Here is a 14,597-nt window from a genome sequence, read left to right on the forward strand (position 1 = left end):
GGGGGTATTTTCAATCTAATCGCTATCAAAGTTGGTCTATCTGATCCAGATAGGTCGTTGCTGTATCCAGAATGGGCTGTTTTGCTGCGTCATCGAGTGATTTCCAATGTTTTAACGGAAATCCCATGCGAGGGTTGGTCTCAAACTCTGCTTGATGTCTGTGAATAAAGTGCCAATAAAGACTATTAAATGGACAACTTCCCTCGCCTGTTTTTTTCTTAACATCGTAATGGCAGGATTTGCAGTAATGACTCATGCGTTGAATATAGTTACCTGAGGCGGCATAGGGTTTACTGGCGATTAATCCTCCGTCTGCAAACTGACTCATGCCTCGTGTGTTAGGCAGTTCAACCCATTCAATCGCATCAATATAGATACCTAGATACCAGTTATCCACTGCATCAGGATGAATCCCTGCCAATAGTGCGAAGTTTCCGGTAATCATTAAGCGTTGTATGTGATGAGCATAGGCAAAATCTAATGATTGTTGAATCGCATGAGACATACAGCGCATCTTTGTTTTACCATCCCAGAAGTAGCTAGGTAATGGTCGTTCAGCATGCAAATGATTGAGAGTTTTGTAATCAGGCATTTGTGACCAGTAAAGTGCACGAACGTATTCACGCCAGCCGAGTATTTGCCGAATAAAACCCTCTGCTTGAGCAAGTGAAACTTTATCCTGGTGTTCATGCCAATAGTTTTCAGTGGCACGAATCACCTCCATAGGATGCAGCATTTTACTGTTCAGTGAAAAAGATAATCGACTGTGAAATAGGCTCCAACCTCTTTCTGTCATGGCATCTTGGTACTGACCAAATTGTGGTAAACACTGTTCTAAAAAATGAGATAACAACTGTCTTGATGCTTGTCGTGTGACTGGCCAAATAAGCATTTTGTCAGCAATATTTCCCAGTGTTTTTACCTGATGTCGCTTAAGTCTTTCGATAACACTGGTCACATCCTCAGAAAATAATAAAGGTTCAGTAATCGCCACCTTTTCAGGCAGAGATTGACGATTTTCGGTATCAAAATTCCAACGTCCTCCTAAGGGTTTATTGTTAGCTTCCATCAAAACATTATGTTGTTTTCGAAGTGCCCGATAAAAAAACTCCATTCGATGGTTGGGGAGTTTTTCCCAAGCGTCTCTTGACGTAATGAAGTGCTCACTCTCGACACAACGACTATTAATGCTTAAGGTTTGGCAGAATTTAAGTAACTGTTGATCCAAACGATATTCGTCAGGTTCTTGATAGCTAAAATGTTTAATATTGTGATGTTCAATGGTGTGACTTAAGAGTTGGGGTAAATCGTCAAAACCCTGGGTGTCATCCAATGTCAGATACTCGACCTTGTGACCTGCTTGTTGAAGGGCTCTAGCGAACTTTTCCATTGCCGTAAAAAAAGCACAGATTTTTTGTAAATGATGAACAACATAATCTGTCTCTTGTCGCATCTCAGCGATCAGGTAGATCACATCATCGTCTACCTCTTTAAACCATGAGTGGGCAGCATTAAGTTGATCACCTAGTATCAGACGCAGTTCCATCGAATCTATCTCTGTGGATAAGTTTGTGGTTAATGTGTAAAAAGCCGCTGAAAAAGTCGTGGATTAAGTCTTTTTATCTATTTATTACAATAGATTAAGTAATGCTTTGCTGTTAACTCACTATGTTAATATTTTTCACAAGCTTAGTCGGGTAAACGATTGTTTACTAACCTAGGTATGCGTTGTTAGCCTAGAATTGGATCACTGATCTGATGAAAGTTTTCAAAGTGCTGTGTTGTCAATAAAGCGGGCTCTGAAACCCCTCGTTAAGTTGATTTTTTCAATTGTTGAATCAAAAGCGCCACAATAATCATGACCAGACCAACGATAGTAGCGAGGTAGATCTCTTCTCCAACCAGAAAACGGAGAAAGACTAAGGATAAAAAAGGCGATATAAAAATGAGATTAGAGATACGCGCAGTGTTAACCGCATAGCGCATGGCCATTAGCCACATAATGAAGGCGATTCCCATTTCAAAAATACCCACGTAAGTTGCCCCCACCCAACCTTGCCATTGCGTCATGTGAAAGTCAGAAAAAAACGCTGTCGCAACAGTAATCATAGGAAACGCAAGAATGAAGGTCAGCGCAAGAGAGATTAATGGGTCGACTTGATTACGGGTATTTAATATCCAGTAACCTGCCCAGATAAAGGTAGAGAAGAGTGCTAAGGCGACACCGATGGAATCATCAAACTGGAGGCTTAACAGATCACCCCGAGTCGCAATCACCATCGCACCCGTATAACCCAATAGAATAGCGATCCAATCTTGTCGACGAATTGTTTGTCCTAAGAAAGGAACGGCTAGCAGGGTGAGTGTGATGGCCCAGGTGTAATTGAGTGTTTGCGCTTGCTGAGCGGGTAAGCGGTCATAGGCTTGGAAGAGCACCAAATAGTAAAGCGTTGGGTTCATCAGACCTGCGATCAGAAAAAAACTTGGCTGTTGTTTAAAGCTAGGAAGTAGTTCATTGAGTCGTTTTTGATAAGCAAGAACGGAGATCAATAAGATAACGGAGGTTAAGGTGGCAACCCATAACAGCTGAGCAGGCGAAAAATAATTTAATGACAGTTTAAAAGCAGTCGCGACTGTCGACCAACAGGCTACAGCACCTAACGCATAAAAAACGGCTTTTTTCTGATTTTTTATCATCAATATTGATCTTCTTGTTTATTATTAACGCTATACTTTTTTAGTTAACCACTTAACTGGATGGTAATAGTGATGGATTCTAGCCGAACGGATGTAACGACCAATCAGCGATATGAGTTGCAAAGCCTGATCAGCCGCATCTCTTCTGCCATTGTATTGTGTCCTTATTCGGAGCTTGACCATCAGATAGAAGAGTGCCTGCGCTGGTTAGCAGAATTTACCCATTCTGATCGAAGTTATCTATTTCTCATTCAGGATTCTGGTCTTGCTAATAATACACATGAATGGTGTGCAGAGGGCATCATCCCACAAAAGGAGCTATTGCAGAATCTTGAATTAAACCAAAACTTTCCTATGGCAGAACGGATTCTAAATAAAGAACTTTTTCATTATCCTGACGTAGCAAGCCTGTCTGGTGAGCATCAGTTCGAGCGAGAGTTTCTTCAGACTCAGGGCATCCAGTCTTTAGTCCTTATACCCATGGTATCTAAAGACCGTTTAGTAGGATTTATCGGATTGGATGCAGTCGTTGATCAGCAATTTTGGTCAACAGCAGAAATTGACCTACTAAGAATTTCTGGCGAGATGTTTACCCATGCGTTGGAGCATAAGCGAACTGAAGATATGCTTAAAGCCAGTGAGTCACGATTACGCTATCTATTTGAACGCATCCCTGCCATTGCTGTTCAGGGCTATGATGTTAATCGCCGTGTATTTTTATGGAACCATGCTAGTGAATTGCTATATGGGTACACAGAAGAAGAAGTCTTAGGTAAACAGCTTGAAGATCTGATTATCCCTCCCGAGCATAGACAAGCTGTGATAGACGTTCATCAACAGTGGTTAACGCAAGATAAAGAGATACCCTCTGAGGAAGTGACTCTTCTTCATAAAAATGGTACCGAACTTCAGGTATTTTCAAGCCATGTCATGCATACAACTATACACGGTGGTAAAGAACTCTACTGTGTTGATGTTGATTTAACGCCGTTAAAAAAAGCGCAGGATGCATTGGAAAAACTGGCTCATTTTGATGCCTTAACCGGCCTACCTAATCGCATTTTACTTTCTGATCGACTAAACCAGATGATCAGTTTGTCACGAAGAAATCATCAATTGGTGGCCGTTGCTTATTTAGATCTCGATGGGTTTAAAGGCATCAATGATGGTTTTGGACATGAAATGGGGGATCGCGTGCTACAGCATCTTTCCGTACTGATGCAACAGACATTACGCGATGAGGATACCTTAGCACGGATCGGTGGTGATGAGTTTGTGGCAGTGCTAGGCGGTTTAGATAAGGTTGACGATTGCGAACCCGTAATGATGAGACTTTTAGAAGCTGTTTCCTCTACCGTGCAATTAGAAGGACAAAATTTCAAAGTGTCAGCCAGTATAGGGGTAACCATATATCCTTTAGATGATGCTGACCCAGATCAACTCATGCGTCATGCCGATCAAGCCATGTATCTTGCGAAACAAGCAGGTAAAGATCGTTACCATCTTTTTGATATTAAGCTAGAAACAGAAATACGAGAGAAACAAATAGCATTGCATCGTATAGAGGATGGTCTGTCTAACGATGAGTTCATTCTCTTCTTCCAACCCAAAATTAATATGAAAACACTGATGTTTGAGGGTGCTGAGGCTTTGATACGTTGGCAACATCCTGAAAAAGGATTAATTCCACCTGGACAGTTCTTACCGGTGATAGATGGGCATCAGTTAGAGTTAGATCTTGGTAAATGGGTCATGAATGCAGCATTGCAGCAATTACAGGATTGGCATCAGCAGGGGTTTAGTTGTCCACTGAGTATCAATATCGCGGCACAACATATACAACGGATTGAATTCATTGATGAATTAAATAAGTTATTAAATGCTTACCCACATATTAATCCACAACTTATTCAGCTGGAAATTCTGGAAACCAGTGCCTTAGAAGATATTGAACTAGTCTCAAGTATCCTATCTCAGTGCCGTCAGTTAGGCGTTAGTTTAGCCTTGGACGATTTTGGAACAGGTTATTCCTCTTTAGCTTATCTTAAACGCTTGCCTGTGGATTGTTTGAAAATAGATCAGGCTTTCGTGCGTGATATGTTGGGTGATCCTGATGACCTCTCGATTATCGAAGGTGTGTTAGGTTTGGCTAAAGCATTCAACTTGCATGTGATTGCAGAAGGTGTTGAAACCCCTGCTCATTGTCGTCAATTATTAGCATTAAATTGCTATTCCGGGCAAGGTTACGGCATTGCTAAACCCATGCCCGCAAAGGATTTGCCTGCATGGGTTCGTCATACGCTACCGAGTCTGACTTTTTAGTGCGATTTCTCCAAGTCATCAACTAACTGTGTTATCTGATCAACGATATGTTCACCAATGGGTAAGGACGAAGTTGCCGCTGGAGAAGGCGCATTACAAACATTCACACTGCGTTTAGTATTCATGAACAGAAAATCATCGATGAGTTTACCGTCTCGACTGACAGCCTGAGCACGAACACCCGCTGGATAGGGCTTTAGGTCTGATAACGCAATGGCTGGGCAATACTTGCGTACCTCTTCCAGATAAGCTGATTTGAACAACGAGTTCTTCATTTCAACTAATCCAGGCTTTAGGTTTTTTGCCAATACCTTAAGAATGCCGAGGTTGGTAAACATCTGCACAAGATCGGCTGGTGAAATATCTGTTTTACGGTAGCCTTCGCGTTTAAGCGCTAATACTGCATTAGGTCCTACGGTGGTGGTACCATCAATCATGCGTGTTAAGTGCACCCCTAAAAAGGGCATGGATGGATCAGGTATGGGATAGATTAGATGGTTCACTATCTGATTATGCTTTTCGGGCAACAGGTAGTATTCACCCCTGAAAGGACAAATCGTGAAATCAGGCTTAAGTCCCAGCATTTTCACGATACGATCTGCCATCAGTCCGGAACAACTGATCATATAGCGGCTAGTGAAGGTTTCTTGCTCTGTGGATACGCGCACTTCATTGGATGTTTCTAACAGGGCATTTACGCGATGTCCATAGCGAATTTCACCGCCCGCTTGTTGAAATACCTTGGCCATGGTTGCAGTCACTTGGGCGTAATTAACGATGCCACTCGAAGGGACAAAAATAGCTCCTATGCCGACGATGTTGGGCTCTCTTTCTTTTAATTCATCTGCTGATAACCAATAACGCTCTAGCCCATTGGCTTCGGTTCTTTCCCAAAGCGCTTGCATCCGTTGCATTTCAATCTCGTTGGTGGCGACCAAGAGTTTTCCGCACTCATCATAGTGCACCTGATGTTCGTCACAGAACGCTTTGATGCGACGATTACCCTCTAAACAGAAGCGTGCTTTTAAACTGCCGGGTGTGTAGTAAACCCCTGCATGTATGACACCACTGTTATGGCCTGTTTGATGCTGGGCGGGACCAGACTCTTTTTCTAATACAAGAATGCGTTTGTCTGGATAGCGTTGCTGCAGTTGCATCGCCGTAGAGAAACCCAGAATACCACCGCCGATAATGATGAAATCGTACACGTGAAAAACCTCTTATCATGAGAATCAGTGTTTATGATGCCATCTGAATAGTGTGTTGCAACAGTGATAGATAGGTTTCTAAAATCAGATTGGGACGACTCCCTTTGCGGGTGATGGCAGAAAACTCCGTTGAAAATTGCCAATGTTCAGGCTCAATGGCACGCATTTGCCCTTCTTTAACCCAGCGATCGGCATAATGCGTGGGTAAAAATCCCAAATAGCGGCCGGTTAAAATCAGAAATGCTATCCCTTCCCTATCGGTTGCGGTGGCACTGACACGCAGCGATTGATACTGCGCCAAGGCTTCATCTGTTTGGGCATACGCAGCCGCGACGACATCTAAGGTCGCTAATTGTTTGTTTGTTACCTGAGTTTGATCAAACAGTGGATGATCATGGCTGCAATAGAGTTGAGAGGTTTCACTGTATAAAGCTAGATAGTTAAGACCCGGTAACGCCTTGATAACAGGTACCACACCTAAGTGTAAACGCCCATCCAATACGGCCACTTCAATTTCAGCCGGAGGAGTCATGCGAATATTGATCATCACCTCTGGACCGCGCGCTTTAATTTCACCTATCGCATCGGTGATATGCATTTGTGGCATGGTCACCAGATTATCGGTAATACCGATATTCAACTCGCCTTTTAGGTGCGCATGCAGGCTATTCACTTGAGTGCGAAACTCCTCTAGAGCGGACAGCAGCTGCAAAGTGTAAGCGTAGACTTCACGCCCTTCTTCGGTTAACGAAAAACCACTTCGACCACGCTGACATAACCTTAAAGATAAGCGTTGCTCAAGATCTGACATGGCGGTACTGATGGCAGCACGACTGATATTCAGATCGACTTCTGCTGCAGCGAAACCGCCTCTCTCTACAACCGTTCTAAAGATTCGCAATAGGCGAATATCGGCATCGGCGATTTGCCCCGATAGCGCAGGCTTTAAAGTTTTCATGGTGATTGTTTCCGATAGACGTATCATTCAATTTTAGTTAACTAAAAGGTTAAGTAAAGATAACTAAATAAATATTTTAAAAAACTAACATTGCTAGCACACTGGTTAAATCAATATTAATAATCAGCATATAAAAGCATTGTCCTAGGAGATCGTCATGGCGAATGAAAAAGCGGCTGGCCTGAGCCGACAAGAGCTCGAAGCCCATTGGATGCCCTATACCGGCAATCGTCAGTTTAAAGATAACCCGCGTATGATCGTGGCAGCGGACGGTAAATATTACATCGATGCTGAGGGTCGCCGTATTTTTGATGGTCTATCAGGTTTGTGGTGCTGTGGTGCTGGCCATAATCGTCCAGAGATAGCCGAAGCGGTCAGTAAGCAGTTGACGCAATTGGATTACTCCCCTGCTTTTCAATTTGGTCATCCTAAGTCATTCCAACTGGCGAATAAGATCGTCGAGTTTATGCCTGAAGGACTCGATCATGTCTTTTTCACTGGTTCGGGTTCAGAAAGTGCGGATACCTCACTGAAAATTGCGCGTGCCTATTGGCGTAAAAAAGGAATGCCGACAAAAACACGCTTGATAGGCCGTATCAAGGGCTATCACGGCGTTAACTTTGGTGGAATTTCTGTCGGAGGTATCGGCGCTAACCGTGCTATGTTTGGACAAGCGGTCGAAGCGGATCATATGTCCCATACCATCCTGAAAGAAAATGCCTTCACACGTGGTATGCCGAAAACCGGTGCAGAACTGGCAAACGAACTGCTAGAGATGATCACCTTACACGATGCTTCCAATGTGGCGGCGGTGATTGTTGAGCCGATGGCGGGTTCTGCCGGTGTCATTCCACCGCCAGTGGGTTATCTGCAACGATTGCGCGAAATTTGTGATCAATTCAATATTCTGCTGATTTTTGATGAAGTGATCACTGCATTTGGCCGTTGTGGAACCAAAACGGGTGCCGAGGCGTTTGGCGTGAAACCGGACATTCTAAATATTGCCAAACAGATGACCAATGGTGCCGTACCGATGGGTGCCGTCGTGGTGCGTTCAGAAATTTATAACACCTTTATGGAACAGGGTGGACCGGATTACATGCTGGAATTACCGCATGGCTATACCTACTCAGCCCACCCTGTGGCCTGTGCAGCCGGATTAGCGGCACTGGATCTGTTGGAAAAAGATCAGTTGATCCAGCGTTCTGCCAGCATGGCGCCGATTTTTGAAGAGAAGCTACATAGCTTAAAAGGATGCCGTCATTTAACTGACATACGTAATTATGGCTTAGCTGGCGCCATGACCCTGGCAGCCGTTCCAGGTGAACCCCTGAAGCGCCCTTATCAAGTTGCGATGAAATGCTGGGAAAAAGGTTTCTATGTGCGTTACGGTGGAGACACGATTCAATTAGGTTTACCTTTTACGGTGGATAGTGAAGAGATTGATTTGTTGATCAATGCACTGGGCGATGCCTTAAACGCAACTGAATAAAGAGCTAGTTGATCAAAGCTGACTGAATTAACGAGATAAGAGAGAGACTGATGAATCAAGTTGGACATTTAATCAATGGCACAGTGGTGACACCCGAAGGACGTCAACAGCCTGTGTATAACCCATCGACAGGTGAAGCGCATGCACAGGTGTTGTTAGCCTCAAAAACCACAGTAAAAGAAGCCATCGCCAGTGCTAAAGCGGCATTTCCTGCCTGGAGAAACACACCACCGGCGAGACGTGCACGGGTGATGTTTAAGTTTAAAGAACTTTTAGAAACCCATGCTGAAGAAATCGCTCGTTTAATTGGTCTGGAACATGGAAAAATCAGCCATGATGCCATGGGTGAATTACAACGCGGCATCGAGAACGTTGAATATGCTTGCTACGCACCGGAACTGTTAAAAGGTGAACACAGCAAAAATGTTGGCCCGGGCATTGATTCCTGGAGTGAAATGCAACCCTTAGGCGTTGTTGCGGGTATTACACCGTTTAACTTTCCTGCGATGGTCCCTTTATGGATGTATCCACTGGCGATCGTGTCAGGTAACTGTTTTGTATTAAAGCCTTCTGAACGCGATCCCTCTTCAACTTTATTGATTGCCGAACTTCTGCATCAAGCCGGTTTACCCGCGGGTGTGTTGAATGTCGTCAATGGTGATAAAGAAGCGGTAGATACCCTACTGACCCATCCGGATATTGAAGCGGTTAGCTTTGTTGGTTCGACCCCCATTGCAGAATATGTCTATCAAACCGCTTCTGCGCATGGTAAGCGTTGTCAGGCATTAGGCGGCGCAAAAAATCATGCGATCGTCATGCCAGATGCGGACATGGATAACGCCGTAGAAGCTTTAACCGGTGCTGCGTTTGGCTCTTCTGGAGAGCGTTGCATGGCGATCTCAGTTGCTGTTGCTGTGGGTGAAGAAGCGGCAAACACTTTAGTTCGCAAGCTTAAAGATCGTATGAAAACCCTGAAAGTGGGTGCTTACTCCGACAGTACAAACGACTTTGGGCCGCTAATTACCGCTGCGCATCAAGCGAAAGTGGAAGGTTATATTCAAAGTGCGACCGAAGAAGGCGCTGTGTTGGTTGTGGATGGACGTAATCCATCAGTAACCAATAATGAAGGTTTCTTTGTTGGTGGTACCTTAATCGATCACGTCAAGCCCGGTATGCGTTGCTATGATGAAGAGATCTTTGGACCGGTATTAGTGGTCGTTCGTGTTGATTCCATGCAACAAGCGATGGATCTGATCGATGCTCATGAATATGGTAACGGTACCTGCTTGTTTACTCGCGACGGTGAAGCGGCACGTTACTTTAGTGACAACATCAAAGTCGGTATGGTCGGCATCAATGTCCCCTTACCTGTGCCGGTGTCTTACCATAGTTTTGGTGGTTGGAAGCGCTCGCTGTTTGGAGATTTGTTTGCCTATGGCCCTGATGGCGTGCGTTTTTATACGCGCCGTAAAACCATTACCCAGCGCTGGCCCTCTTCCGGTGTGCGTGAAGGGGCGCAGTTCTCTTTTCCATCCTAAGTGTTGGCTTACGCCTCAGTGCCTTTTAGGCACTGAGGTTCCAGTGCTACATTCTTAGTGCCATCGGTTATCCAGACCTGTCCTTCGTTAATCGTACATTGCAGATTAACGCTCCGATTGAGCAATTCCGCCATGGCGCTGACACTCTCGTCACTTAATTGCCACACCTCCAGATTCGTATAGCGCTGTAAGGCAGTCGAGTTTTGCTGCCACCACACCGGCACACTGCGACCACCGTAGGCATAGATTTTCACCTGTTTCGCTTGTTGCGATGCTTTACGTATCCACTTTTCATCGGGTGTACCAAACATGACCCACAGATCGATGCCGCCTTCAAGATTAACCCTACTTAACTCTGCACCACCCTCTCCACTGAGATCACGAGAAAACTCAAGATTGTCAGTGGCATTCAGAATAAATGCCAATAAGCGAATCATTAAACGTTCATCTGTTTCTGAGGGATGTTGGGCCAAACGCAATGCGTAATTTTGGTAATGATGGCGATCCATATCGGCGATCTGTAATTCAGCTTTGATCACCTGGGCTTTCAGTGCCATGAAGTTTCCTTAAGGGTTTGGGAGCAGTGGCGGTAAGGGACAATCGATACAGTCAGCGACGGCACGTAGCAGTTCTGCCTGATTGGCGGTGATCTTACCATCATGGCTGGCGCAAATAACTAAGGCATTCAGTAAAGCAGGTTTTTCTAACGGCTTGAGTAACGCGAGTTTATCTAGATCTTTTTCTAGTTGGGTTAAACCAGGACGCTCAGGGGTCGTCATTTTTTCTTGAAAATTCAAGGATTTTAACGCGGCATGGTAAGCGGCATTCACCTGATCTGGCTGCATTTGCCCTGCCTCTGCAAGTAACCACAACAGGCGCTGAGTCTCTTCTTTACAGTCGTGTAGACGTAGATGAGATCGTTTGCTCGGAGATGGTTCCAAATGGCGTGTTAAAATCTTGCGTAACGACCACTCAAACAAACTGATCCGATTATCGGCACGAATTAACAGATCCATACAGGTTTTGAAGGTTTGATATTGCGATGGGGATAACTGTTTTAATGCAGGCAAAGCTAGCTCGATCAGCGGTAAACGAAGCCTAGGATCTAAGCTGATTAAGCGTGTTTGATAACCCTGCAAAGCAGCAAAGGTGTCGGGGTGCGCCGTTTCTGCTAGCTTTTCTAATTGGTGTTCCCGGATATCAGACTGTTGATTCAATAACAGTCCGTAAACTAATGCTCTTGCAGAAAAAGGTTCGTGTGCTGCTTGCTGCAGCTCATCGTCTAGCTGATGCAGAAGTTCCCTGACATAGTTTAAGTGACGTCCATCAGGATCACCCATGTGTTCCATCGAGTCCTGACTGGCTTGCTTTGCGGGCATCGGGGTCGATAAAGGTGCTAACCCAGCAAATCCTGATTGAGTGAGCGCGGCGTTACTGACATTAGCCGAGTTTTTAGCAGAATCTTGAATCGTCGATGTTGAAGCGTCAGAGGGACTGGGTTTCCAGTTCGGATCGATACGTGCAATTCGCTCTTTCAACGGAGGATGTGTGGCAAAAAGACCACTTAAACCAGATAAGCTCGCTTGACCAAAGAACATATGGCTATATTCTTCTGCCGCCGCAGAGCGCAAGGATGAACCTTCCGAGTAGCCCGCTAGCTTGCGCAAAGCCCCTCCAATTCCATGAGGGTTTCTGGTGTACTGTACCGCAGACGCATCCGCAAGAAACTCACGCTGACGACTGACGGCAGCCTTGATGATGCTACCAAAAAAAGATCCAGCGTAGCCGATGATCAGCAACCCTATTCCGAGCGCCAGAATGACAGGCAAGGATTTATCATCTTTAGATCGACGACGAAAGCGTAGACTGTTTAGTAGCATTCGTCCGATAAACCCTAACAGTAAAATGCCATAGAGCCACGCCACTAGGCGGATATTTAAGCGCATATCACCATGTAAGATATGGCTGAATTCGTGTGCGATAACGCCTTGAAGCTCGTCTCGACTGAGTTGCTCCACAGCACCACGCGTCACCCCGATTACGGCGTCCTGAGGACGAAATCCAGCGGCAAAGGCATTAATACTGCTTTCATCCAGCATATAGACGGGTGGAACGGCTATACCGGCGGCCAAAGCCATCTCTTCAACGGTGTTGAGTAATCGCTGTTCTTGAGGATCTTGTGTTGCCGTATTCAGTAATCGTCCACCTAAGGATTCAGCGACGGTTTTCCCACCGCCACTGAGTTGAACACGTCGAAACATAGCGCCAAGAAAGACAATCAGAAAAACAACTAACGTGACACCGGCGATTAAGGGTAGTGAGGTTTCTACTTGTTGTTGAAGGTCATAAGAAGCAGCATTAGGTTCTTGAAAGTAGATTAATGCCGCCAAGGCGATCGTCAGGGTCATAATTAAGCTGAAAATCGCCAGACCAAATAAAAACACTAATTTAACCGTGTTCTTACGCGCTCTCTCTTGTTGTTCGAAGAAATTCACTTAGCAGCCTCGCAGTCTAGTCTTCAAAAAACATCCTCAGAAAGACACTTTTGGCGCAGCCTGAATCGCTGCACTATCTTCAAAGACTAACAAGGACGCATCTTCGGTGTGACCAAATAGACCTGCAAACACTCGCTGTGGAAAACTTTGCTTGTAGGTGTTGTATGCCATGACGGCATCATTAAACGCCTGACGGGCAAAGGAGACGCGATTTTCGGTACTGATCAGTTCTTCAGAAAGCTGTTGCATATTCGCCGATGCTTTTAAATCAGGATAAGCTTCCATGGTCACTTTGAGTCCACTGAGGGCGGATTGTAAGGCACCTTCAGAGCTCATCAGTTGACCAATCGCAGCGGCGCTTCCAGGATTAGCTGCGGCAGCCTGCAAACTGGCCATTGCAGTATTACGAGCGGCGGTGACCGCTTCAAGTGTTTCACGCTCATGCTTTAAATAGCCCTTAGCAGTTTCAACCAAATTGGGTATCAAGTCATAACGACGCTTGAGCTGTACTTCGATTTGCGAAAAGGCATTCTCAAAACGATTTTTCAGCGCTACTAAACGGTTAAAGATGGTGATGGTGTAAAACACCAGCACAGCGATAATAACGATGGTAACGATCGTTGATATTTCCATAATGTCATCCTTAAGGGTTTTAATCTTTAACACTTATTAAAGCGGTTTTAGTGACACAGATCCAATCATTATCTTAAGATCTAACCTTTGCGTTTAGAAGTTATTTTCATGGTTATCGGTTGGCACTCGTTAAAGTAAGTGCTTACCACCAGCTTAGGAGTCCTTACCATGATAGAGCATCAACCCGAACAACAGCGTTTTAGCCATGGAAATCAACAAGCGCTAGCCGTGCTTGAATACCAACTCCATCCCCCAAAAGTTCACTTTACCAGCACCTATGTTCCAGACTCGATGCGTGGTCAGGGCATTGCTGAAAAGCTGGTGCGTACCGGTCTAGCCTGGGCGCGTGAGCAGAATTATGAAATCACTACCAGCTGCTGGTATGTGGATAAGTTTCTAGCTAGGGAAAAATCCCAGTGAGTGATCTTTACGTTACGGAGCTGTTTATCTTTCCAGTTAAATCCTGTGCACCTCTCCGAGTCACAAGAGCTTGGGTGGGTGAACAAGGTTTAGAGGCAGATCGCCGTTACATGGTGGTCGATCCTTCAGGACAATTTCTGACGGCAAGACGCTATCCTGTATTAACGCGTTTACTGGCAACGCCTTTATCTAAGGGTCTTGCATTGGCAGCCGATTCGATGCCGTCTTTATTACTGGAAACAGAGCATTTTCCAGATGAATGGCTCGATGTTGAGGTCTGGAAACAAAGCGTCAAGGCACAAGCTTGTGGTCAGCAAGCGGATGATTGGGTTTCGTCACTTATAGGGGTGCCTTGTCGACTGGTTTATTTTGCCAACAATAGCGAAAGAGTGGTCAAAGATAGTGCAACGGATCAAGTCGCGTTTGCCGATGGTTATCCCCTGCTGTTAACCTCTGAGTCGTCTTTAGACTGGATACAAGCGCGCTGTCCTGTTGCTATTGATCGACAGCAATTTCGTGCCAACATCATTGTCAGTGGTGATTTACCTTTCGCTGAAGATGGTTGGTTAGATATCGCCATCGGTGAGGTTAGGTTAAGGGTTCATTCTCCCTGTGAACGTTGCAAACTAATTACCCTTCCACCGGGTAAGACAACCTTTGATGACAACCAGGAGCCGTTAAGAACCCTATTACAGTATCGTCGTTGGTCGGAGGGTGGTGCGATTTTTGGACAGAATTTGCTGGTACGTCAGACAGGTGTGATAGCTGAAGGGATGAAAGTTCAGGTATTGACCCATAAAGATGCCGCTACTTGTGTCTAACGTTCACTTAATA

General features: G+C 45.1%; 12 protein-coding genes. 5 read left to right on the forward strand and 7 right to left on the reverse strand.

Annotation, left to right across the window (positions count from 1 at the left end):
• Window positions 1–25 precede the first annotated feature (25 nt).
• Complete coding sequence (locus F7R24_RS09255) at window positions 26–1,546, reverse strand: cryptochrome/photolyase family protein (RefSeq protein WP_151670974.1); 1,521 nt, start codon at window positions 1,544–1,546, stop codon at window positions 26–28.
• A gap of 266 nt (window positions 1,547–1,812) precedes the next feature.
• Window positions 1,813–2,697: a DMT family transporter gene (locus F7R24_RS09260; protein WP_151670975.1), complete on the reverse strand. Its 885-nt coding sequence runs from the start codon at window positions 2,695–2,697 to the stop codon at window positions 1,813–1,815.
• 72 nt (window positions 2,698–2,769) lie between these two features.
• Between F7R24_RS09260 and F7R24_RS09265 the strand changes: the two genes are divergently transcribed.
• On the forward strand, window positions 2,770–5,019 hold the full coding sequence (locus F7R24_RS09265; protein ID WP_168926808.1) for a putative bifunctional diguanylate cyclase/phosphodiesterase: 2,250 nt from the start codon (window positions 2,770–2,772) through the stop codon (window positions 5,017–5,019).
• Here the strand turns inward: F7R24_RS09265 and lhgO are convergent.
• Both lhgO and F7R24_RS09275 read right to left on the reverse strand, forming a co-directional pair.
• Window positions 5,016–6,227: an L-2-hydroxyglutarate oxidase gene (lhgO, locus tag F7R24_RS09270; protein ID WP_151670977.1), complete on the reverse strand. Its 1,212-nt coding sequence runs from the start codon at window positions 6,225–6,227 to the stop codon at window positions 5,016–5,018. The two genes, F7R24_RS09265 and lhgO, sit on opposite strands and share 4 nt — an antisense overlap.
• Window positions 6,228–6,258: 31 nt before the next feature.
• On the reverse strand, window positions 6,259–7,185 hold the full coding sequence (locus tag F7R24_RS09275) for a LysR family transcriptional regulator (RefSeq protein ID WP_151670978.1): 927 nt from the start codon (window positions 7,183–7,185) through the stop codon (window positions 6,259–6,261).
• A gap of 157 nt (window positions 7,186–7,342) precedes the next feature.
• Between F7R24_RS09275 and aptA the strand changes: the two genes are divergently transcribed.
• On the forward strand, window positions 7,343–8,677 hold the full coding sequence (gene aptA, locus F7R24_RS09280) for an omega-aminotransferase AptA (RefSeq protein ID WP_151670979.1): 1,335 nt from the start codon (window positions 7,343–7,345) through the stop codon (window positions 8,675–8,677).
• Between the two features lie 50 nt (window positions 8,678–8,727).
• Entirely contained in the window at window positions 8,728–10,215 is a 1,488-nt protein-coding gene (locus F7R24_RS09285; RefSeq protein WP_151670980.1) for a CoA-acylating methylmalonate-semialdehyde dehydrogenase, read from the forward strand.
• 8 nt (window positions 10,216–10,223) lie between these two features.
• Here the strand turns inward: F7R24_RS09285 and F7R24_RS09290 are convergent, their stop codons facing one another.
• The 3 genes from F7R24_RS09290 to F7R24_RS09300 are packed head-to-tail and all read right to left on the reverse strand — an operon-like array spanning window position 10,224 to window position 13,343.
• A complete protein-coding gene (locus F7R24_RS09290) occupies window positions 10,224–10,772 on the reverse strand; it encodes a YaeQ family protein (protein WP_151670981.1) in 549 nt (182 codons plus the stop codon).
• A 9-nt stretch (window positions 10,773–10,781) separates the two neighbouring features.
• On the reverse strand, window positions 10,782–12,710 hold the full coding sequence (locus tag F7R24_RS09295; protein ID WP_151670982.1) for a M48 family metallopeptidase: 1,929 nt from the start codon (window positions 12,708–12,710) through the stop codon (window positions 10,782–10,784).
• Window positions 12,711–12,746: 36 nt separating this feature from the next.
• Window positions 12,747–13,343: a LemA family protein gene (locus F7R24_RS09300; RefSeq protein ID WP_206057512.1), complete on the reverse strand. Its 597-nt coding sequence runs from the start codon at window positions 13,341–13,343 to the stop codon at window positions 12,747–12,749.
• Between the two features lie 168 nt (window positions 13,344–13,511).
• Between F7R24_RS09300 and F7R24_RS09305 the strand changes: the two genes are divergently transcribed.
• Window positions 13,512–13,763: a GNAT family N-acetyltransferase gene (locus tag F7R24_RS09305; RefSeq protein WP_151670983.1), complete on the forward strand. Its 252-nt coding sequence runs from the start codon at window positions 13,512–13,514 to the stop codon at window positions 13,761–13,763.
• Window positions 13,760–14,584, forward strand: coding sequence for an MOSC domain-containing protein (locus F7R24_RS09310; protein ID WP_151670984.1), 825 nt, complete (start codon window positions 13,760–13,762; stop codon window positions 14,582–14,584). The genes F7R24_RS09305 and F7R24_RS09310 overlap by 4 nt, the downstream gene beginning before the upstream one ends.
• Window positions 14,585–14,597: the final 13 nt, after the last annotated feature.

It is taken from the genome of Nitrincola schmidtii, from assembly GCF_008973715.1.
In the GTDB taxonomy this organism is placed as follows: Bacteria; Pseudomonadota; Gammaproteobacteria; order Pseudomonadales; family Balneatricaceae; genus Nitrincola; species Nitrincola schmidtii.

Bases quoted from the DNA above. Each gene is read 5' to 3' on its own strand.
- F7R24_RS09255 (WP_151670974.1), bottom strand. From the start codon at position 1,546: ATGGAACTGCGTCTGATACTAGGTGATCAACTTAATGCTGCCCACTCA.
- F7R24_RS09260 (WP_151670975.1), bottom strand. From the start codon at position 2,697: ATGATAAAAAATCAGAAAAAAGCCGTTTTTTATGCGTTAGGTGCTGTA.
- F7R24_RS09265 (WP_168926808.1), top strand. From the start codon at position 2,770: ATGGATTCTAGCCGAACGGATGTAACGACCAATCAGCGATATGAGTTG.
- F7R24_RS09275 (WP_151670978.1), bottom strand. From the start codon at position 7,185: ATGAAAACTTTAAAGCCTGCGCTATCGGGGCAAATCGCCGATGCCGAT.
- aptA (WP_151670979.1), top strand. From the start codon at position 7,343: ATGGCGAATGAAAAAGCGGCTGGCCTGAGCCGACAAGAGCTCGAAGCC.
- F7R24_RS09285 (WP_151670980.1), top strand. From the start codon at position 8,728: ATGAATCAAGTTGGACATTTAATCAATGGCACAGTGGTGACACCCGAA.
- F7R24_RS09290 (WP_151670981.1), bottom strand. From the start codon at position 10,772: ATGGCACTGAAAGCCCAGGTGATCAAAGCTGAATTACAGATCGCCGAT.
- F7R24_RS09300 (WP_206057512.1), bottom strand. From the start codon at position 13,343: ATGGAAATATCAACGATCGTTACCATCGTTATTATCGCTGTGCTGGTG.
- F7R24_RS09305 (WP_151670983.1), top strand. From the start codon at position 13,512: ATGATAGAGCATCAACCCGAACAACAGCGTTTTAGCCATGGAAATCAA.